Genomic DNA, 19,920 nt, shown 5'->3' with positions numbered 1-19,920 from the left:
TGCGGCAACCCCCACCGGGGCTAGGCACGGCCGCCAGGAACCAGTCCGGCAACAGCCGGGCCGGCGCACGTTGTGCGCGGACGGGTGACCCCCCGGCTCGGGCACAGACACGACAGGGAGAGACGGATGGCAAAGGGCGACCCTGCGGTCTCCAGCCGCGGCCGGCGAGCCGCACCCCGGTCCCGGCGAGCCGCCGCGACCGCTGAGCCGGAACTCGTACAGCTGCTCACCCCCACCGGGGAGCGGATCGAGAGCGCGACCGGCCCGGACGGCACCGAGTACCGCGTCGACTTCACCGACGAGGAGTACCGCGGCCTCTACCGCGACCTCGTGCTGGTCCGCAAGCTCGACGCCGAGGCGACCGCGTTGCAGCGGCAGGGCGAGCTGGGCCTGTGGGCCTCGCTGCTCGGTCAGGAGGCGGCCCAGGTCGGCTCCGGACGGGCGCTGCGCAGCCAGGACATGGCGTTCCCGACCTACCGGGAGCACGGCGTCCTCTACTGCCGGGGCATCGACCCGATCATGCCGCTCGGCCTGTTCCGTGGCGTCGACCAGGGCGGCTGGGACCCGAACGAGTTCAAGTTCAACATGTACACGATCGTCATCGGGGCGCAGACCCTGCACGCGACCGGGTACGCCATGGGCGTCCACATGGACGGCAAGACCGGCACCGAGGACGGCGAGGCGGTGATCGCCTACTTCGGCGACGGCGCCACCAGTCAGGGCGACGTCAACGAGGCGTTCGTCTGGGCCAGCGTCTTCAACGCCCCGCTGGTCTTCTTCTGCCAGAACAACCAGTACGCCATCTCCGAGCCGCTGGAACGCCAGACCCGGGTGCCGCTCTACCGACGGGCCGGCGGTTTCGGCTTCCCCGGTGTCCGGGTCGACGGCAACGACGTGCTCGCGTCGTACGCGGTGACCCGGCATGCGCTGGACAACGCCCGGCTCGGCCAGGGCCCCAGCCTGATCGAGGCGTACACCTACCGGATGGGCGCGCACACCACCTCGGACGACCCGACCCGTTACCGGATCGCCAGTGAGGTCGAGGCCTGGCAGGCCAAGGACCCGATCGCCCGGATGAAGGCGTTCCTCGACAAGCAGCAGATCGCCGACGACGCGTTCTTCGCCGAGGTCGACGAGCAGGCCCGCGCCGAGGCGGTGCACCTGCGCGAACGGGTGCTCGAACTGCCCGACCCGGCCCCGGTGTCGATGTTCGACCACGTCTACCCGCACGGCTCGCCCGAGTTGGACGCCCAGCGGGCCCGGTTCAGCACCTACCTGGAGTCGTTCGAGGGGAGCGCGCACTGATGGCCACGGAGACGCTCACCCTCGGCAAGGCCCTCAACACCGGTCTGCGTCGGGCCCTGGAGAACGACCCGAAGGTCGTCATCATGGGCGAGGACGTCGGCAAGCTCGGCGGCGTCTTCCGGATCACCGACGGGTTGCAGAAGGACTTCGGCGACCAGCGGGTGATCGACACCCCGCTGGCCGAGTCCGGCATCATCGGCACCGCCGTCGGCCTGGCCATCAGGGGTTTCCGGCCGATCTGCGAGATCCAGTTCGACGGCTTCGTCTACCCGGCGTACGACCAGATCGTGTCGCAGGTGGCCAAGATGCACTACCGCTCGCAGGGCAAGGTCACCATCCCGATGGTGATCCGGATCCCCTACGGCGGGGGCATCGGCGCGGTGGAGCACCACTCCGAGTCGCCGGAGGCGTACTTCGCGCACACCGCCGGGCTGAAGGTGGTGACCTGCGCCAATCCGCAGGACGCGTACGTGATGATCCAGCAGGCGATCGCCTCGGACGACCCGATCGTCTTCCTGGAGCCGAAGCGGCGCTACTGGGAGAAGGGTCCGGTCGACCTGGACGCCCCGTTGTCCGGGGCGTACCCGCTGCACTCCGCCCGGGTGGTGCGGCCGGGCACCGACGCGACCGTGTTGGCGTACGGCCCGATGGTGCGTACCGCGCTGGACGCGGCGACCGCCGCCGCCGAGGACGGCCGGGAGCTGGAGGTCGTCGACCTGCGTACGCTCTCGCCGCTGGACCTGACCGCTGTCTACGAGTCGGTGCGGCGCACCGGCCGGTGCGTGGTCGTCCACGAGGCCCCGGGCAACCTGGGGCTGGGCTCGGAGATCGCGGCCCGGGTCACCGAGGAGTGTTTCTACTCCCTGGAGTCGCCGGTGCTGCGGGTCACCGGTTTCGACACCCCCTACCCGGCGAGCCGGGTGGAGGAGGAGTACCTGCCCGACCTCGACCGGGTGCTCGACGCCGTCGACCGCACCTTCGGCTGGTGAGCGCGATGTCCCGGATCAAGGAGTTCAACCTGCCCGACCTGGGTGAGGGTCTGACCGAGGGGGAGATCCTCGCCTGGCTGGTCAAGGTGGGCGACGTCATCGAGCTGAACCAGCCGATCGTCGAGGTGGAGACGGCCAAGGCGGCTGTGGAGATCCCGGCGAAGTGGGCCGGTGAGGTGCGGTCGATCTTCCACCCGGAGGGGAGCACGGTCGAGGTCGGCACCCCGATCATCGCGATCGACACCGACCCGGGTGCCGGGCCGGTGCCGGAGTCGACGACCGCCGCCGCGTCGGCGGACCTGCCCACCCCGTCGGCTGCTTCGTTGGCGGCGGTGCAGGTCGCGCCCGCCGAGGGCATGGTCGAGCCGGGTCTGATCGGTGGGGTCGCCCCGGGTGGGCGTACCGCCGTGCTGGTCGGTTACGGCCCGCGCAACGCGCCGGCCAAGCGTCGGCAGCGCAGGGACGGCCCGCCCCGGCAACCTGCCACCAGCCCCCGGCCGACCGAGCCGGCCCAGGTCACGACGGCGGCTCCGGCCGCGCCGGTGGCTGCGGCGCCGGTCGCTGCGGCACCGGTCGCGCCGACGGTGAACGGCAACGGCCGGGTCGCCGGCCCGGTGCTGGCGAAGCCGCCGGTGCGCAAGTTCGCCAAGGACCTCGGGGTCGACCTGGCCACGGTGACCGGGTCGGGTCCGCTCGGGTCGATCACCCGTGCGGACGTACAGCGGGCGGTGGACGGGAGCACGGCGGTGGCCGAGCCGCTGGCGGCGACGTCGCCGGCCACCTCGGCCGCGAGCTTCGGCGCGGACCGCGAGCAGCGCATCCCGGTCAAGGGGGTACGTCGGCTCACCGCCGAGAACATGTCCCGCTCGGCGTTCACCGCACCGCACGTCACGGAGTTCCTGACCGTGGACGTGACCCGGGCGATGAAGGCGCTGGACCGGCTGCGCGGGCGGCGGGAGTGGCGGGACGTCCGGGTGTCGCCGTTGCTGCTGGTCGCCAAGGCGGTGTTGCTGGCGGTCCGGCGGCACCCGATGGTCAACTCGACCTGGGCCGGTGACGAGATCGTCGTCAAGGAGTACGTCAACCTCGGTATCGCGGCGGCCACCGAACGTGGCCTGATCGTGCCGAACATCAAGGACGCCGGTCGACTCACGCTGCGTGAGCTGGCGGATGCGATGACGGGTCTGGTGCAGACGGCCAAGGCGGGGAGGACCTCTCCGGCGGACATGTCCGGCGGCACCCTGACGATCACCAACGTGGGGGTGTTCGGGGTGGACACCGGCACCCCGATCCTGCCTCCGGGTGAGTCGGCGATCCTGGCCTTCGGTGCGGTCCGCGAGCTGCCGTGGGTGCACAAGGGCAAGGTCAAGCCACGCCAGGTGACCACCCTGGGGCTCTCCTTCGACCATCGGATCATCGACGGCGAGTTGGGTTCGAAGTTCCTGCGCGACATCGGGGACTTCCTCGCCGACCCGGAGGCGGCGTTGCTCGCCTGGACCTGAGACCGGTGACGTTCCGGCAACGGCCGGTGTGCCCAGGGTGAACACTCGGCACACCGGCCGTTGCCGTTGGGGAAAGAAACAGTGGCCCACATCGCCCCCTGACCTACGATCCTTAGGCCCGTGTTGCAGCTCACCTAATAATCGATGGCAATCGGCGGCCGATGGGTGTTGAATGGAGTCATCAAGGGGCCGACAACCGAATAGCCGAAGGAAAGACACCATGAGCATGATCGAGCGAATCCGCACCCGTCGTGACGCCACCCGTCGGGCCCGTGCCATCGAGCACGCGCTGCGCTCCGCCAACTCGCCCGCGGTCCGCGAGGAGATCCTCGCGATCGCCCAGCGTCACCTGAGCTGACGCCACACCGACTTTTCTCCCCCTCCTCCAGATCGACGACCCGCCCGGGCCCCGGGCGGGTCGTCGGCGTTCCGCACCCCCTGAGACCGGGATTCCCCCTCGCCATGACGCCCGGTACGGTGGTTCCGGTCGCCAACCGCCGACCTGGGCACCGATCGCGCCCGATGGATGCCGATCGACACCGCCCGGTGACGTGGAGTGACGGCCGGTGCTCCCTAGGTGCCGCGCGCGCGAACCGGATACCGTGCGGGGAGCCCGCACGGCCGACCCGCCGGGCACCGGCGACACGGCCGACCGGACGGACGGCATCGGCGGCCGACATGTGATGGAGGAGGCGCACCCATGACGTCCGAGGGCCAGCACCGCCCCGGCCAGGAGCCGGACGAGGTGCCGCCGGGCTCCGGCGGACCGGTGCCGTACGGCGACCGACAGCCGCAGCAGGACCCCGGGTACGGCACCCCCGCCACGCCCGACCTCGGCTGGGCGCCGCCACCCCCCACCGGCCGGGCCAACCCGACCGGTCCGTCCTGGACACCCCCCGCCCCACCGGCGGCCTGGGGTGGCGCGCAGGCTCCGCAACAGTCCGAACCCACCGAGGCGTGGGCCCCGCCGGCCCGGCAGTCACCGCCCACCGAGGCGTGGACCCCGCCGGCCGGTCCGTCGCAGCCCGCCTGGGCCGGGCAGCCGGAGCAGCCCGCCTGGGCCACCGCGCCCGCACCGGCCGCCGGAAACGCCGAGTCCACTCCGCAGCCCGCGTGGGCACAGTCCGAGCAGCCCGCCCCGGCCTGGGCGCAGTCCGACGCCGGTGCCCGGGGTGCCGCCCGGGTGCCGCAGCCCGACAAGCCGGCGGGCGGTGGCTGGTCCACTCCGGCCGATCCGGCCCCGACCTCGCCCGCCGGCTGGGCGGGCCAGGAAGCCGCGCAGCAGGAAGCAGCCCCCGGCACCAACGGCTGGGGTACCGCGCCCGCGCCACAGCGGGACGAGGCAGCGGGCACCAACGGCTGGCCGGGCGACGCCGCCCGGGGTAACGGCTGGCCGGCCGAGGACCGGGCCGGGGCCGATCCGGCGCGGGGTGGCTGGCCGGCCGACCCGCAGGACGCGCCGGGCAACTCCGGCGGCTGGGCGACCAGTGCTCCGGCGCACCCCGACGAGGCGCACCGCTCCGCCGGTAGGGCCTCGGTGCCCGTACCGGCCCAGCCGGAGCCCACGAACCAGGCGGGGTGGCCGCAGCCGGAGACCGGTGGACACCCGGGCGGCCACGCGTCGCCGGGCACCGCACCGGGTGCCGAGGGCTGGTCCACCGAGGACGATCCGGCCCGCTCCGGCGGCTGGTCCGCCAACCGGTCCGGACCGGACGACACCGGTCGTCCCGGTGACTGGTCGAACGGGTCGCAGGAGGACCGGCAGCCGTCGTGGGGGGCACCGGAAGAGCCCGCCACGGCCCGCTGGGAGGGCCGCCGCGAGCAGCCCGCCCTCGACGCCTGGCCCGCCGGGGCCCCGCCCCGCACCGAACAGGACGACCCGGCACCGGGCCAGGAGTGGCCGGCACCACAGGCCGGCTCCCGTGGTGCCGCCGCCGTACCCTCCCGGGAGGACCACCCGGAGCCCGGGGCCTGGACGCCCCCGGAGTTGCCGGGACGGGCGTCCGCGTCGGTGGCCGCACCCGACGGCCCCCCCGCCTGGGGCGGTGCCGCCGGTGACCACCACCCGCCACAGCGGGCGGGTGTCGAGCGCCCGGTCGTGCCGGACGCCGAGCCGTGGGCGCCCGGGCAGGCGTGGGGCCACCCCGAGCCCGCCGGCCAGCCCGCCGAGGGGGCGTGGGAGCCCCGACGCAACGAGGACCAGCCGATCTACCAGCCAGGGCCGGCCCCCGGCATCTCACCGGCCAACGCGGTGCCGCTCCCGCCGCAGGAGCAGCGCGTCCCCGGGGCGAGCCTGGCCGCCGCGCCGCCCGCCGACTACGTCCCGCCGGCCGCGTTCGGTGGGCCCGCCGAGCAGTCGCCGCACGGCCGTGAGGCAGCGGCCTGGGGTGCGCCGGAGCAGCCGCAGTTGTCGGCCGGTCCGGCACTGCCCGCCCAGCGACTCGCCCCCGAGGCCGAGAGCGCCGGTGCCGGTCGCGCCTCGGTGCCGGCCGCCGACGCCGGGGAGGCCGGTGCTGTCGGCCGGGCCTCCGCCAGCGCCTCGGTACCCATGGCCAGCCGGGTCGTCCCCCCCAGCGACCAGGTGGCCCGTCCGGGTGGTCCGGCGGTTCCGCAGCCCCGGGTGTACGGGCGACCGGCCCGCCCGGAGCCGGCGGAGGAGACCCCGGAGCACGACGACCACCGGCCCGAGCACGACCCCCGCTTCGCCGACCAGGACCGCAGCCGGTTCGACGGTGCCGAGCAGCCCCGGTTCGACGAGCCGGAACGCCCCCGCTTCGACGACCAGGACCGGACCCGGTTCGACGGTCCGGAGCGGTCCCGCTTCGACGATCAGGACCGGGCGCACGGTTTCGGTGCCGACGCGCCCTCGTCCGCGCCGCCGGCCGCCCCGCCCGCGTTCGGTGGCGGCATCCCGGCCTTCGCCGACCCGGCCGGCAGCAACCGACCGATGAACGGCACCCGCCCGCACGGGCCGACGGACCGGCCGGCCGAGCCGTACGGTGCCGGCCCGACCAGCGGCGCACCGGCCGGTGCCGCACCCGTGCCGGGGTACGGCCACCCGGCGCACGACCCCGCGCACGGCGGGTACGCCTCCCCGTTCCCGCCCGCCGGTCAGCAGTTCCCGGCCGCCGGTCAGCAGTCCGCACCAGCTGGTCAGCAGCCCGGCACCGCCAGTTGGCCGGCGGAATCGGAGCAGGGGCGTTTCGACGCGTTCAAGCCGGACCCGGAGCCGGAGCAGAAGGCCGAGCAGCCCGCCCCGAAGGTACGCAACGGGCGGGTGCTCGCCCTGGTGCTGATCGTGGCGGTGCTGATCCTGGCCGTCCCGCTGGGCCTGCTGATGCTCCTCGGCAAGATCGGCTCGGACGACGGGCCGGCTCCCTTCAACCCGGCCGTCGGCTCCTGCGTCAAGCAGTCCGGTGAGAACGCGAGTGCGGCGGGCTGCAACGAACCGGGTGCCTTCACGGTGGTGTCCAAGGTGGACGCCAAGGAGAAGTGCACCGATCCGACCCAGCCGCACGTGGTGCTGCCGGGCGGCGGGGTCGACCGGGTGCTCTGCCTGAAGCCGGCCGGCCAGTAACGGCGTACCGACGGCGGGGCACGGTGGACCGTGCCCCGCCGTCGGTGTTTCGGGCGCTGTGGGCTGGGCAGTCTATGGGGCACAGTGACGTGGCCCGAGGAGGTAACCCCCATGGCAGGCAACGAGAACGAGGTCGACCGCAGCGCTCGCAGCGGCCGGTTCGTCAAGGAGAGCACCACCGAGCGGGACCCCCGGCACACCACCACCGAGCAGGTCGGTGGCGGCGGGGACCAGGAGGTCCACCGCAGCGCGAGCACCGGCCGGTTCGTCACGGAGACCACCGCCGAGCTGCACCCCTCGACGACCGAGACCCAGCACGTCTGACCGACGAGCCAGCACCGCCCTCCGCGCCCGGCGCGGAGGGCGGTGTCATGTCCGGGCGTCGGGTCGTACGCAGGGGGTCCGCGCGCTCGCCAGCACGCTGCGGTTGTCCGCCGCGGTGATGTCGACGGTGACGGACACGCACCCCGGGGTGGTCCGCAGGACGTTGCCGAACACGCTGTACACCTGACGCTTGACCATGAACGGGTAGTCGAACCGGGTGACCGCCCCGTCGGAGGGGCGGGTGGCCGACAGCCGGACGGTCGACCCGGTCGGGACCCGCTCGGTGGAGACGAACAGCGGCCAGGCGGCCCGGCAGCGCGGCGAGTAGCGCAGCGTCAGGCTCCCGTAGGGCGGCTGTTTCGGATCGGGGTCCGGGACCGGGACGGTTTCCGCGCTGACCGCGTCGACCTGGCAGCGTTCCTCCTGCGGGTCGGCCCCGTCGGTCGGAGGAGCGGCGGCGGGTGCCGGGAGCGACGCGTCCACGGGTCGCTCGGCCTGCCGGTTCGGGTGGGAGCGCGCGTCGACCAGCAGCGGCACGATCGAGCCGGCGAGGAGCACGGTCAGCCCTGCCGTCGCGGTCAGCGCCCACCGGGGCACCGCCGGCCGTCGCGTCACCGGCCGTCGCGGTGTCGACTCCCCCGGTGACTCTGCCGTCACCGGCTGCGACCCCGGCTGTTGCAACCCCGCCGGCTCCGGCACGGGCTGCTGCGGCCCCGAGCCGGCCTCCCGGTGCCAGCGGGCCCGCCAGGCCGCCTCGTCACCGCCGCAGGCCCGGACGAACGCCATGGTCAGCTCCAGCGACGGCAGGCGGGCCCCGGACAGCACACCCGCCAGCGCGGTGTGCGAGTAGTGCGCGGTCGCGGACATCTTCCGGAGCGACGGTTGCCCGGCCTCGCGCCGAAGCCGGGCCAGGTCAGCGACGAATTCGTGGTACCGGCTCTCGCCGTCGTGATCCCCGCCCTCGCCGTCGTGCCCGCCGCCCTCGCCGTCGTGGTCCCGAGCAACGCCCGCATGATTGCGGCCGTTGTCGTCGTGGTCCCCGGCATCGGCGGGAACCTGGCCGTCAAGTCGTCCACTTCGCCCCGTCATGGGCCCTCCCCTGCGTGTAAACCCTGGTGTCAACGTGCGTCATGCCAGTGCTTTACAGGCGGGCGTCAGGACAGGATCGACCCCGGAGCAGCCACCCGCCGGATAGGTGCCGCTGAATATGATCTCACGGGGAGTGTCGGCCCCGGCACGCATCCGAACGGCTCGAAATCGCGTTCACCCCGGGGATACCGGACCGCGCGAGTCACCGTCCGACGGGCCCACCGCGCCGATCCCGGGGCGGTGCCGAACTCTCGACAAGGAGAACCGCGTGTACCAGCCGAACGGTACGAATGCCACAGGCGCAGTGCCCCGCCGGGCACTGCCGCGACTCGTGGGTCGGATCCTCACCGCCTGCGCCGTCACGGCGGTGGTCCTGGTGGGCACGGCCGCACCGTCGTTCGCCGGCATCTCCGGTTACAGCGTCGCCGGCACGGGCGGCGCCGGCCTGATGGTGCGCACCAGCCCGTACGACGCGAACGCCGGCTCGGTGGCGCTCCTGGGTGACGGCACCGGGTTCGTCGCCGAGTGTGCGGTACGCGGGCGCAACATCTCCGGCAACACCGTCTGGCACCGGATCAGCTCCCCGGCCAGCGGCTGGATCAGCGACTACTACACCAACACGCCGGGGTTCAACCAGTACCTGGCCGGTGAGCCGGAGTGCACCACCACCCCGCCGCCCACCGGCACCCGCGAGGACCGCGCCATGGCCTGGGCCCGGTCGGTGATCGGCCAGGCGTACACCAACGGGGACCTGGGTGACTCCAACCACCAGTGGGACGGCTGGTGCGACAACTTCGTCGGGCACGCCTACGGTCGGGCGGCCAGCGGCTACGCGTCGGCGATCGTGCACTACAACTCGCTGTACTCGCGCGGCATGATCCGCACCACGGGCACCCCGCCGGCCGGCGCGCTGGTCTTCTACGCCGCCGCGTCGATCAACGGGTACTACGGCCACGTGATGCTCTCCGAGGGCAACGGCAACTACATCACCTCGGCGGCCACCGTCCGCCGCGTCTCGCAGTCCTGGCCCGGTGCGCCGTACCTCGGCTGGTCCTACGCCGACCCGGAGTGGACCGGGCGCTGACGCCCCCACCCGTCCCGGCTCCCCTCCCGGTCGTCCGCTGAAAGGATCACGATGCGTCTCCCCCTTGCCGCCCCCGCGGCCCGACGTGCCCTGCGCCTGGCCCTCGGCCTGACGCTGGTCGCCGTCGTCGGCGTCAGCGCCATGCCCACCCCCGCCACCGCCGCACCCGCCACCACCGGCCCGGCCGCCCACGCCGCGTCGGCCCCCCGCCCGGCCGACCAGACCAAGGCAGCACCCCGCCCGGCCGACCAGGCCAAGCCGGCCAGCGTCGGTGGCCCTGCCATCGGCGCGAAGGCGAACCGGGTGGGCGTCAACGCGGTCGGTATCGACCTGTGCGCCCAGGTGGCGTACGCCGCCGGGTTCCGGAACAACCCGCTGGTCACGGCCGTGGCCGTGGCGATGGCCGAGTCCTCCTGCAACCCGTCGGCGGTCGGCAGCAACGGCCCCACCTCCGGTTGCTCCAACGGTTCGCTGGACCGGGGGCTGTGGCAGATCAACAACTGTTACCACCCCACCGTCACCGACAGCTGCGCGTACAACGCCCAGTGCAACGCCAACGCCGCCTACAACATCTCCAGCGGCGGCAGCAACTGGCAGCCCTGGTCGACGTACAACAACGGGGCGTACGCCGGCTACCTGTCTGCCGCGCAGGCCGCCGTGGCCCGCCTCGGCGGCACCGGCGACCCGCCGGCCGTCACCGGCACGATCCTGGCCAACCCGTCGCTCAACATCCGCACCGGGCCGGGCACCACCTACGGCATCGCCGGTTCCGTCAACTACGGCGCCACCGTGAAGATCGCCTGCTACACCTTCGGCGAGTACGTCAGCGGCGGCTACTGGCCGTCGTCCACCTGGGACCGGATCACCAACCCGGCGACGGGCGTGACCGGCTACGTGGCCGACACCTGGGTCAACACCACCTACGACGTCAAGACGATGGTCGGTCGCTGCTGACCGTCCCGTCCGGGGCCGCGCGGGCAGGGTCGGACCCTCCCGCGCGGCTCCGTCGTGCCCGCTGCCCCTCCGGCGCGGCGACGGCGACCCACGCCTCACCCCTCCGGGCGCGGCGGCGGCGACCCACCGCCCTTCCGGACGCGGCGGCGACCCGCGCCTCGCCCCTCCGGGCGCGCCGCGTCTCCACGGTGTTCCCGCACGAGTGGTATGCCTCAGTGGCATAAATATGACTGACAGGCATACCGGTGTACGCCGGTATCACTCCCCCCGACCCGTGGCGGCCGGCAATCGCGGCTCTCACTCACGATCCCGGGACCGGCCAGTCGGTGTTACGGTCGGCGTGGAGCTTTCACATCGACGACGGAGGCCCGGTGGGTCAACGAGGATCGTTCCCCTCGGGGTTCGCCCGGACGTTCAACACCCGGGTCATGGCGTTGCGGTCGTCGCCACGCTGGGGGCGGTTCCTCCGGCGGCACCTGACCGTGGTCACCTACACCGGTCGCCGTTCCGGGCGGACGTTCAGCACGCCGGTCGCCTACCGACGGACCGGCGACGCGGTGGTCATCCGGGTCGCGATGCCCGACGCCAAGCAGTGGTGGCGGAACTTCCTGGGCGAGGGCGGCCCGATCTCGCTGAACCTCAACGGGGCCGACCGGGCCGGACACGCGGTCGCCCGTCGGGACGACCGGGGCCGGGTCACCGTCACCGTCGACCTGTCCCGCTGACGCGGCTGCCCGGCGCGTCGACCGTCCCGACCGACGTCCGGGTCACGATGCCCGGCCCGGCCGGGTATCGACGTACGTGCCGGCCGGGTATCGACGTGCGTGCCGACTGGGAGCCGGTCGGCTATGCGACCCTCCCTTGTGGTCGGTGACGCCTACACTTGCCGGCCATGGACCCTGTCGCGCTGGCCACGGCGCTGGCAAAGTCGATCCTGGCGCAGCTCGGCAAGGAGATCGGCACCGCCGCCGCCAAGGAAATCAAGGCCCGCGTGTGGGGAGACCCGGAACGCAAGGCGTTGGAGCGCGCGTTGCGCCGCGCCCTCACCGAGCTGAACCGGTCGTACGGCGACCGGCTGGCCGAGTTCGACGTCAACGACGGCTTCTGGGTGCACGAGGGCACTCCCGAGCTGGCAAAGGTGCTCGTCCCCGGTGTGCCGACCTCGCCGGTGCGGCTGGCGGAACGGGCCGTCGACTCGTTGGGCCCGGCCGCCTCCGACGACGAGCGGTTCGACCGGATCGGCCTGCTGCGGCCGGCGTTCAAGGCCCTGCTCGACGGGCTGGACACCGAGGTACGCCGTGAGGCGGCCCTCCAGGGGATGCTCGGCCGCTCCGATGCCGCGTCGACCGCCCAGGCGACCAGCCGCATCGCCGAGCACCTGGGCGCGGTCGACGCCACCGATGACGACCGGATCGCCTACCTGCGCTGGCTGATCGACCAGCACCGCTACCTGCGTACCGTGGGGGTGGTCCGGAACACCACCGTGCAGCTTCCGTTGGGCGAGGTGTTCGTCGGGTTGCAGGCACAACGGGACCGCAACCCCGGCGACCGAGCGCGGGCCTGGTTCGAGCGCGAGCGGGAGCGGTTGGCCACCCTGGTGGCCGCGGAGGAGCTGGACCACACCGGCTTCGAGGCCGCCCTCGACCGGTTGCAGACGGAGTACGGCCACCGGTTCGCCGCCGAGACCGAACAGCCGGCCAGCCAGCCGGTGCTCGACGCGGCCCGCGACACCGCCCAGTTGCTGGTCCTGGGCGATCCGGGAACGGGCAAGACCACCCTGCTGCGCTACCTGGCGCTGACCCACGCCCGAGCACTCATCGACGGCGAGCAGGTTCAGGGCCGGGACGCACTGTTCCCGATCTACCTCCGCATCGGCGAGTATGCCCGCCAGGGGTTCGCGGAGGTGGGCATCGGCGAGTTCCTGCCCGGCCAACTCCGCCGCGCGGAGTGCACCCTGCCGGGCCTGGCCGACCTGCTGCGCCGCCAGCTCGACGCCGGCCGCTGCCTGGTGCTGATGGACGGCCTGGACGAGATCGCCTCGGCCGAACTGCGCCGGGGCGTGGTCACTGCGGTGGTCAACTTCGTGACCGCCCACGCACGGCAGGGCAACCGGTTCGTGGTGACCAGCCGGATCGCCGGCTACCAGGCCGCCCCGCTGCCGGAACCGTTCCGCGCGGTGCGGCTCCAGGACATGGACGACCCGACGATCACCCGGTTCCTCGACGTCTACTGCCGCGAGGTCGAACGCGCCGAGACCCCGGGCCGGTCCGCCGAGGCGACCCGGCTGGCCGGCGCACGCGAGGCCGCCGCGATCGAACAGGCCCTCACCACCAACGCCGGGGTACGCCGGTTGGCCGCCAACCCCCTGCTGTTGACCGCGCTGGTGCTGGTGCACCGGGCCAGCGGCCGACTCCCGCACCGCCGGGTCGAGGCGTACGTGGAGGTGTGCAACGCGCTCGGGCGCACCTGGCGCAGCGCCCAGGGGGTTGCCGAGGCCGACCTGCCCGACGAGCGGATCCTGACCCGGTGGCTGACCGAGCTGGGCTGGTGGATGCACGAGCACCGCCCGGAGGGAGCCGCCACCCGCCGGGAACTACTCGAAGTCCTCGGTCCGTTGTGGGCGACACACCAGGGCATTAGGTGGGATCCGCGCCTCTTGGAGACTGCCGACCCGCTGGGCACCGACGCCGGATTGGGGGTGACTGAGTTCGTCGACAAGGCCGACACGCACACCGGCCTGCTGGTCGAACGTGCTCCCGGCCGGTACGGGTTCGCCCACCTGACCTTCGAGGAGTACTACGCCGGCCGGGCGTTGGCGTTCCGCGGCTCGGCCACCGACCGGATCAGCGAGATCCGCCGCCGGCTGCACGACCCCCGCTACGACGAGCCGATCCTGCTCGCGCTCGGCCTGATCGGCACCGACTACGTCGAGCAGATCGACGACGTGGTGGCGAAGGCGATCTATCCAGCCGAGGGCAACCCGAGCCCGTACGAGGAACTGCTCGGTCGGGACTTCCTGTTCATGCTCCGGGTGCTGGCCGACGACACACCGCTGAAGACCGCGACTATCGACGCTGTGATCACCCGGGCGATCGACGAATGGTTGGACCAAGAGAACAGCCGATGCCGTTTCGCCGCCTATCGGAGCGCCCTGGCGGAACGGTTAGCGGCGTTGAGCGGTACCAAGGCCGCTGATCGATTCCATGCTGCCCTCGACAGCCGGGCCACCAAACTCACCCCCGCCAACCACTGGGTTTGGTGCGAGCTGGCTGGCGTCGCCGCCCGACTGGGTCCGCTGCCCGCAGCCACCACCGCCACACTGGTCACTCTCGCCACCACCACCACCGCCACCACTGACCCGGAACTCCGCATCCGCGCGGGATTGGCGCTGGCCCGGGGCGGGGCACTCACCCCGCCCGTCATCACCGCCCTGACCACCCTCGCCACCACCGCCACCGACCCGTACGTCCGCATCAGCGCGGGATCGGCGCTGGCCCGGGGCGGGGCACTCCCCCCACCCGTCATCACCGCCCTGACCACCCTCGCCACCACCGCCACCGACCCGGAAGTCCGCATCAGCGCGGGATCGGCGCTGGCCCGGGGCGGGGCACTCCCCCCGCCCGTCATCACCGCCCTGACCACCCTCGCCACCACCGCCACCGACCCGTACGTCCGCATCAGCGCGGGATCGGCGCTGGCCCGGGGCGGGGCACTCACCCCACCCGTCATCACCGCCCTGACCACCACCGCCACCACCGCCACCGACCCGTACGTCCGCATCAGCGCGGTATCGGCGCTGGCCCACGGCGGGGCACTCCCCCCACCCGTCATCACCGCCCTGACCACCCTCGCCACCACCGCCACCGACCCGGAAGTCCGCATCAGCGCGGGATCGGCGCTGGCCCGGGGCGGGGCACTCACCCCGCCCGTCATCACCGCCCTGACCACCCTCGCCACCACCGCCACCGACCCAGGAGTCCGCATCCGCGCGGGATCGGCGCTGGCCCGGGGCGGGGCACTCACCCCACCCGTCATCACCGCCCTGACCACCCTCGCCACCACCGCCACCGACCCGGAAGTCCGCATCCGCGCGGGATCGGCGCTGGTCGACGGCGGGGCACTCACCCCACCCGTCATCACCGCCCTGACCACCCTCGCCACCACCGCCACCGACCCGTACGTCCGCATCAGCGCGGGATCGGCGCTGGTCGACGGCGGGGCACTCCCCCCACCCGTCATCACCGCCCTGACCACCCTCGCCACCACCGCCACCGACCCGTACGTCCGCATCAGCGCGGGATCGGCGCTGGTCGACGGCGGGGCACTCACCCCACCCGTCATCACCGCCCTGACCACCACCGCCACCACCGCCACCGACCCGGAAGTCCGCGCCCGCACGGGATCGGCGCTGGCCCGGGGCGGGGCACTCACCCCACCCGTCATCACCGCCCTGACCACCACCGCCACCACCGCCACCGACCCGGAAGTCCGCGCCCGCACGGGATCGGCGCTGGCCCGGGGCGGGGCACTCACCCCACCCGTCATCACCGCCCTGACCACCCTCGCCACCACCGCCACCGACCCGGAAGTCCGCGCCCGCGCGGGATTGGCGCTGGGCCGGGGCGGGGCACTCACCCCACCTGTCATCACCGCCCTGACCACCCTCGCCACCACCGAGTCCGGGTTTATACGAACCACAGCCGTAAAAGCGCTGCGTCAGGCTCCACCTACCGGCAAGCTCCAAAGGGTTTTTCTGCGACTTTTAAGGCATTTTGAAGACGACATACGGCGGCAGGCGAAAGGCGCACTGATCGATCTTTCGCGACGGCGTCCGGAACTCGTACCCGACGTCCTGTCAGATCTGGCGAGAGCGTGCAGTGGTCCCACGTCAGGGAAGGTGTCAAAGTGGGACGAGGCATATGAGACCTTGCGCGCCTATACAGAGGTCGCCCCATCGATTGTCCAATGATGAACGGGTCGATGGCCTCAACCCGCCCCCAGTAAGGAGATGTTCACATCGGGTCAGACCAGGCGCACCGAAACTGCCGAAGGTGCCTGGATCAACCAGCCGACCCAGCAGGAACAGACCGTCTCAGTTTGACTGACAACTACCGAGAGCGGGTCACAACGCTGAACGTCGATGCTCGGCGCTCGGTCGATCAGGCCCGCTCGGGGAATTGAGCGATGAAGGCTCGCCATGCCTCCGGGGCGAAGACGAGAGCAGGGCCGTTCGGATCCTTGCTGTCCCGTACGCCGACCGCGTCGACCAGATTCCCGGCAACCTCGACACACGCGCCGCCATTGGTGGACGAGCGGGACGACTTCCGCCACGTGGCTCCAGTCAGGTCCATGTCCTCGCTACTTCCGTGAGAAGGTCCAGGGTCAGTCCCAGCGGCAACGCTTCGCCTCGGATAGCGTCCCATGACACACCAAGGTCAGCAATCAGCTCAGCCTGCCCGACGACCTGCGCCGCCAGTTGGTTGTCGATGTACCCGGTTCGGGAGCCGTCGGGCAGGTCAGCAATGATGAATGCCCCGGCCAGGCCCGGGTACATGCCAGCGGACATCGGGACGACGCGCAACTGGATATGTGGTCGTTCAGCGCAGGCGATGAGGTGCGCAAGCTGCTCTGCCATGACGGCAGGCCCACCGCACGCCCGTCGGAGGACAACCTCGTCCAGGACGACGAAGAGTTGGGGCGCGGGGTCACGGTCAAGGACGACCTGCCGTTCGAGCCGGGCAGCGACTCGCCGGTCAAGCTCCGAGGTCGGCACCCGGGCCGCCTGAAAGGTGGCACGGGCGTACCCCTCGGTCTGCAGGAGGCCGGGCACGAAGGCGTGCTCGTACCAGCGCAGTGCGGTCGCCTCGCGCTCGATCTCGATCCACTCGCGCAGCCAGACCGGGGCCGCATCGCTCTTGACCAACTCGTCCCAGAGAGTCGTGAAGTAACCCTCCGTTCCCAGCGCCTCGTCCACCGATGCCAGGTAGGGCAGGGTCGGCGGCTTCACGCCGGTCTCGATCGCGCTCACCTGGGAATCCGAGCAGAAGATCCGCTCGCCGAGCTGTGTCTGGGTGAGCCCGGCAGCCGCCCGACGTCGCCGCAGTTCACGAAGAAGGTACTCCGACGGAGAGATTCCCACGGGTTCCACACCCTTCCACGGCGATCCCCTGCACTCCTCGCCAGCTCACAACAGGACATTGCACTCCGCGATCACCTAGTCACTATTCCGAAGTCAAGGGGCGAAAGTCCAGGGTGGAAGACGGAACGGCGCGATCGGTGCGGAGAAGCCCGGCGGTCGCGTTCGTGGTCGGGCTGCCCTGACAGCAGCACCGGGGGCAGCCCGACGCCACGCCGTCACAGGGAGAGTCGTGTCCAAAAAGCCGAAGAAGCCCGCTCCTAGGCCCCAACCCGAACCAATCCCGCAGCCCCCACCACCGCCCGCGCCGCCGATCGTCCCCGGCCCGATCGGGCCGTTCATCCCGCCCTACCGAGGACCGGGCCGCATGACGAACGTCGTCTTGCCGGATCGCTGGACCGAGAGCCGGAACCGGGGGCCGGGGCGATGAAGGAACCGAGACTGAGGGGCGGCGACCTGCTCCACCTGACCCGCGAGGCCAGCCCGCAGTTCGTCAGGCCGATCACGGTACGGGTGATCCGTGAGCTGCCCGACCGCCACACCTACGACGGCTGGACCTGGATCGAGGCGTACGAGCTGGGGCCGGACGGCCTGGCCCGACGACGGCGCGAGCTGTACGTCCGCCGCGCCGGGGTGCGTTGGCTCCCGTCCCCGCCTCCGGCAGCGACCCGGCCGCCCGCACCACGGGCGGCGGTGAAACGGGCAACCCCGAAACCGGGAACCGGAGCGACCAACCCGACGGCAGCGAGGACGTCGGCGGCTCGCGGGTCGGCGGTGTCGGCGTGACGCCGCTGGACGGGCTCGCCCACCGGCCGCTGCGCCCGATCTGGCTGTGCCGCCTCGACGCGAACCCGTGGCCGTGCGGGGAGGCGAAGCTCGTCCTGCTCGCCGCGTTCGCCGATGACCGGCCAGGTCTGCTCGCCCTGTTGTCGGCGCTGCAACGGGAGGCGGAGGGGCACCTCACCCAGCTCGACAGCGGTCGGTCGAACAATCTCACCCACCGCTTCCTGTCCTGGGCTCGACCACCCGACCGCTGAGTGTCACCCACGACTCCCCGGTCACCCTTCGTGCGGCCCACCGCAATGGGGGCATAAGCGCACTGGTACGGGCACCAGAGTTGCGTGGCCGGGACTGATTGCACACCGGCGGGCGGGAGCTGAGGCTCGCCGACCTGTGGGAGAAAATCGCTATGCTCGAATTCTGTTAGTCCTAGAAGAAGCTTGCAACTTGTCCGGCTGAGAGCCTAGCGTCCTCGGAGTGTCCCACCATGAACTTCTCGCCGACTTATACCTACGCTTGTCCCTCGACCGCGAGGGCAAGACCGCAATCGAGCGCCAAGAGGCCGACTGCCGAGCCTGGGCCGCGCGCAACGGCCTAGAGGTCCGTACTGTCCACATCGACCGGGGTCGCTCCGGCTACAAGCCCGTCGGCCGGGCCGGGTTTGACGCCGCCGTCTCCGCCCTGACGACCGGCACCGTCGGGACCTTGATCGTCTGGAAAGTAGACCGTCTGTCGCGCCGTGGCATGGGCCAGGTCGGCCAAGTCCTAGACCAGGTCGAGAAAGCCGGCGGCCGGATTGTCTTCGTTCAAGACGGCCTAGACACGTCTCAACAACAGGCCCGCCTAGCCCTGGCGCTGTTGTCCGAGATCGCCCGCAGCGAGTCAGAGAACCTCGGTCTACGCGTCGCCTCGGCGAAGGCCCACCTTCGCAACCTGGGCCGTTGGATCGGCGGACAGCCGCCCTACGGCCTCGCGATTGGCGAAGACGGCCGGCTTGGCCACGACCCGCACAACGCGCCGACCGCCCGGGAGATCGCCGAGCGTGCGCTGACCGGCGAGCCGCTGGTCAGGATCGCCCGCGACCTGAACGCCCGTCAGATTCCCTCGCCGCGTGGAGCCACCTGGGGAGTCGGGACGCTGTCGCAACTCCTGAAGTCCCCCGCGTTCGCCGGGCTACTTCCAGAGACCGTCAAGCGCGACGGTAAGTACACAGCAAAGGTTGTCCCCTGGCGCGACCCCGAGACCGGCGAGAGCGTCGAGATCGGCCGAGGAATCATCACACCCGCAGAGCAACTACAGGTCGCACGCATCCTCAAAGACCGCACCGCCGCCGACGTGACCGGTCGCAACCGGGGGGTGCGCGCCGAGGTTTCGCATCTTCTGACCGGGTTCCTGCGCTGCGGGGGCTGCGGGGGGCGCATGTCTGCCGGCGGCCGGTCGTACGTCTGCCACGCTCGCCGCCTCGGCAAGCCCTGCCCGGCATACACGACCGCCTTCATCGCCGCTGTAGACCGCGCCGTGATCGCCGCGTTCATTGCCCGACTCGCCATGACCGAGCCCGGCGATCCACTGCTAGACACCGTCGCCGAGCGTTGGGTAGCCCGCCATGACCCCGACGTGATCCGCGAGCGCTCGACCATCACCGCCGCCCTGGACGAGGCTAACGCCGCCCTGGTCGACCTCGAAGACGCCCGATACCTTCGCGGCGAGTTCGTCGGTCCCGACGCCATCCAGCGATGGACGCGTCTACACGAACGGTTGACAGCCCGCGTTGCAGGGCTGCGCCGTAACCTCGCCGATTTCCCGCTACCCGAGGCGGACATTAGCCCGCTCCTCGACCCGGTTTTAGCTCGGGAGGCGTGGGACGCCGCCACAGTTCCCGACCGCCGCGACTTTCTCGGCCTAGCCCTGAACGCCGTAACCGTCGCCCCGGCCGAGGGCCGGCGGGGCGTGCGATTCGACCCGGTAGCCCGTCTTCGGTTCACCTGGGCCGACGAGACCGAGCCTGCGTCCGTCAACGCCTGAATCTCACTCTCACAACTCCCCCGAGCCGATCTACGCCGCGCTGCAAGGGGTGCCAGTCCTGACCCTGGCCAGCGCGTTGTGACCCGCGCCGAGCGCACCGAGAACGCGCTACTGGTGCTGGTCCTGCTCGTGGTCGGCTTGCGGCCGGCTGGGCG

16 protein-coding genes are annotated in these 19,920 nt (G+C 72.1%); 13 read left to right on the top strand and 3 right to left on the bottom strand.

The annotated features are described in order from the left end of the window. The first annotated feature begins 126 nt into the window (after nucleotides 1–126). From pdhA to ACQP2H_RS00575, 6 genes are all read left to right on the top strand, one after another. Entirely contained in the window at nucleotides 127–1,305 is a 1,179-nt protein-coding gene (gene pdhA / locus ACQP2H_RS00600; RefSeq protein ID WP_208565281.1) for a pyruvate dehydrogenase (acetyl-transferring) E1 component subunit alpha, read from the top strand. Then, on the top strand, nucleotides 1,305–2,294 hold the full coding sequence (locus tag ACQP2H_RS00595) for an alpha-ketoacid dehydrogenase subunit beta (protein WP_208565280.1): 990 nt from the start codon (nucleotides 1,305–1,307) through the stop codon (nucleotides 2,292–2,294). Before pdhA ends, ACQP2H_RS00595 begins: the two co-directional genes overlap by 1 nt. A gap of 5 nt (nucleotides 2,295–2,299) precedes the next feature. Next, complete coding sequence (locus tag ACQP2H_RS00590) at nucleotides 2,300–3,796, top strand: dihydrolipoamide acetyltransferase family protein (protein ID WP_219470509.1); 1,497 nt, start codon at nucleotides 2,300–2,302, stop codon at nucleotides 3,794–3,796. A 220-nt stretch (nucleotides 3,797–4,016) separates the two neighbouring features. Continuing rightward, the gene (locus ACQP2H_RS00585) at nucleotides 4,017–4,154 is read left to right on the top strand and encodes a hypothetical protein (RefSeq protein ID WP_208565279.1); all 138 of its coding nucleotides are present in this window, start codon (nucleotides 4,017–4,019) and stop codon (nucleotides 4,152–4,154) included. A gap of 342 nt (nucleotides 4,155–4,496) precedes the next feature. After that, nucleotides 4,497–7,373 carry an LppU/SCO3897 family protein gene (locus ACQP2H_RS00580; RefSeq protein ID WP_363817899.1) on the top strand — a complete coding sequence of 959 codons (2,877 nt, stop codon included), beginning with the start codon at nucleotides 4,497–4,499 and terminating at the stop codon, nucleotides 7,371–7,373. Between the two features lie 111 nt (nucleotides 7,374–7,484). Continuing rightward, nucleotides 7,485–7,697: a hypothetical protein gene (locus tag ACQP2H_RS00575; protein WP_208565277.1), complete on the top strand. Its 213-nt coding sequence runs from the start codon at nucleotides 7,485–7,487 to the stop codon at nucleotides 7,695–7,697. Between the two features lie 45 nt (nucleotides 7,698–7,742). Here the strand turns inward: ACQP2H_RS00575 and ACQP2H_RS00570 are convergent, their stop codons facing one another. Further along, nucleotides 7,743–8,786, bottom strand: a complete 1,044-nt coding sequence (locus ACQP2H_RS00570) for a DUF2690 domain-containing protein (protein ID WP_433230404.1) — start codon at nucleotides 8,784–8,786, stop codon at nucleotides 7,743–7,745. Nucleotides 8,787–9,054: 268 nt separating this feature from the next. On the opposite strand from ACQP2H_RS00570, the gene ACQP2H_RS00565 reads away from it, so the two are divergent. The 4 genes from ACQP2H_RS00565 (at nucleotide 9,055) to ACQP2H_RS00550 (ending at nucleotide 15,793) form a co-directional block, all read left to right on the top strand. Then, nucleotides 9,055–9,870 carry a hypothetical protein gene (locus tag ACQP2H_RS00565; RefSeq protein WP_357532771.1) on the top strand — a complete coding sequence of 272 codons (816 nt, stop codon included), beginning with the start codon at nucleotides 9,055–9,057 and terminating at the stop codon, nucleotides 9,868–9,870. Between the two features lie 51 nt (nucleotides 9,871–9,921). Then, nucleotides 9,922–10,824, top strand: coding sequence for a hypothetical protein (locus ACQP2H_RS00560; protein ID WP_357532769.1), 903 nt, complete (start codon nucleotides 9,922–9,924; stop codon nucleotides 10,822–10,824). 371 nt (nucleotides 10,825–11,195) lie between these two features. Then, nucleotides 11,196–11,549 (top strand): nitroreductase/quinone reductase family protein, encoded by a 354-nt coding sequence (locus tag ACQP2H_RS00555; RefSeq protein WP_433230400.1) that lies wholly within the window; start codon nucleotides 11,196–11,198, stop codon nucleotides 11,547–11,549. 167 nt (nucleotides 11,550–11,716) lie between these two features. Beyond that, nucleotides 11,717–15,793, top strand: a complete 4,077-nt coding sequence (locus tag ACQP2H_RS00550) for a HEAT repeat domain-containing protein (RefSeq protein ID WP_433230397.1) — start codon at nucleotides 11,717–11,719, stop codon at nucleotides 15,791–15,793. A 190-nt stretch (nucleotides 15,794–15,983) separates the two neighbouring features. Here the strand turns inward: ACQP2H_RS00550 and ACQP2H_RS00545 are convergent, their stop codons facing one another. Beyond that, on the bottom strand, nucleotides 15,984–16,175 hold the full coding sequence (locus ACQP2H_RS00545; protein WP_433230394.1) for a DUF397 domain-containing protein: 192 nt from the start codon (nucleotides 16,173–16,175) through the stop codon (nucleotides 15,984–15,986). Continuing rightward, nucleotides 16,166–16,972, bottom strand: coding sequence for a helix-turn-helix domain-containing protein (locus ACQP2H_RS00540; RefSeq protein ID WP_433230391.1), 807 nt, complete (start codon nucleotides 16,970–16,972; stop codon nucleotides 16,166–16,168). The genes ACQP2H_RS00545 and ACQP2H_RS00540 overlap by 10 nt, the downstream gene beginning before the upstream one ends. Nucleotides 16,973–17,386: 414 nt before the next feature. Here ACQP2H_RS00540 and ACQP2H_RS00535 point away from each other — a divergent pair, with 414 nt between their 5' ends. The 3 genes from ACQP2H_RS00535 (at nucleotide 17,387) to ACQP2H_RS00525 (ending at nucleotide 19,765) form a co-directional block, all read left to right on the top strand. Next, complete coding sequence (locus tag ACQP2H_RS00535; protein ID WP_433230388.1) at nucleotides 17,387–17,746, top strand: hypothetical protein; 360 nt, start codon at nucleotides 17,387–17,389, stop codon at nucleotides 17,744–17,746. After that, nucleotides 17,743–17,997, top strand: a complete 255-nt coding sequence (locus ACQP2H_RS00530) for a flavin reductase (protein ID WP_433230386.1) — start codon at nucleotides 17,743–17,745, stop codon at nucleotides 17,995–17,997. Before ACQP2H_RS00535 ends, ACQP2H_RS00530 begins: the two co-directional genes overlap by 4 nt. Before the next feature lie 220 nt (nucleotides 17,998–18,217). Next, entirely contained in the window at nucleotides 18,218–19,765 is a 1,548-nt protein-coding gene (locus tag ACQP2H_RS00525) for a recombinase family protein (RefSeq protein WP_433230384.1), read from the top strand. Nucleotides 19,766–19,920 lie beyond the last annotated feature (155 nt).

Source organism: Micromonospora sp. CA-248260, assembly GCF_050942205.1.
Lineage (GTDB): Bacteria > Actinomycetota > Actinomycetes > Mycobacteriales > Micromonosporaceae > Micromonospora > Micromonospora antibiotica.
The sequence above is the reverse complement of the archived record's forward strand: the minus strand, read 5'-3'. Positions and strand labels throughout refer to the sequence as shown.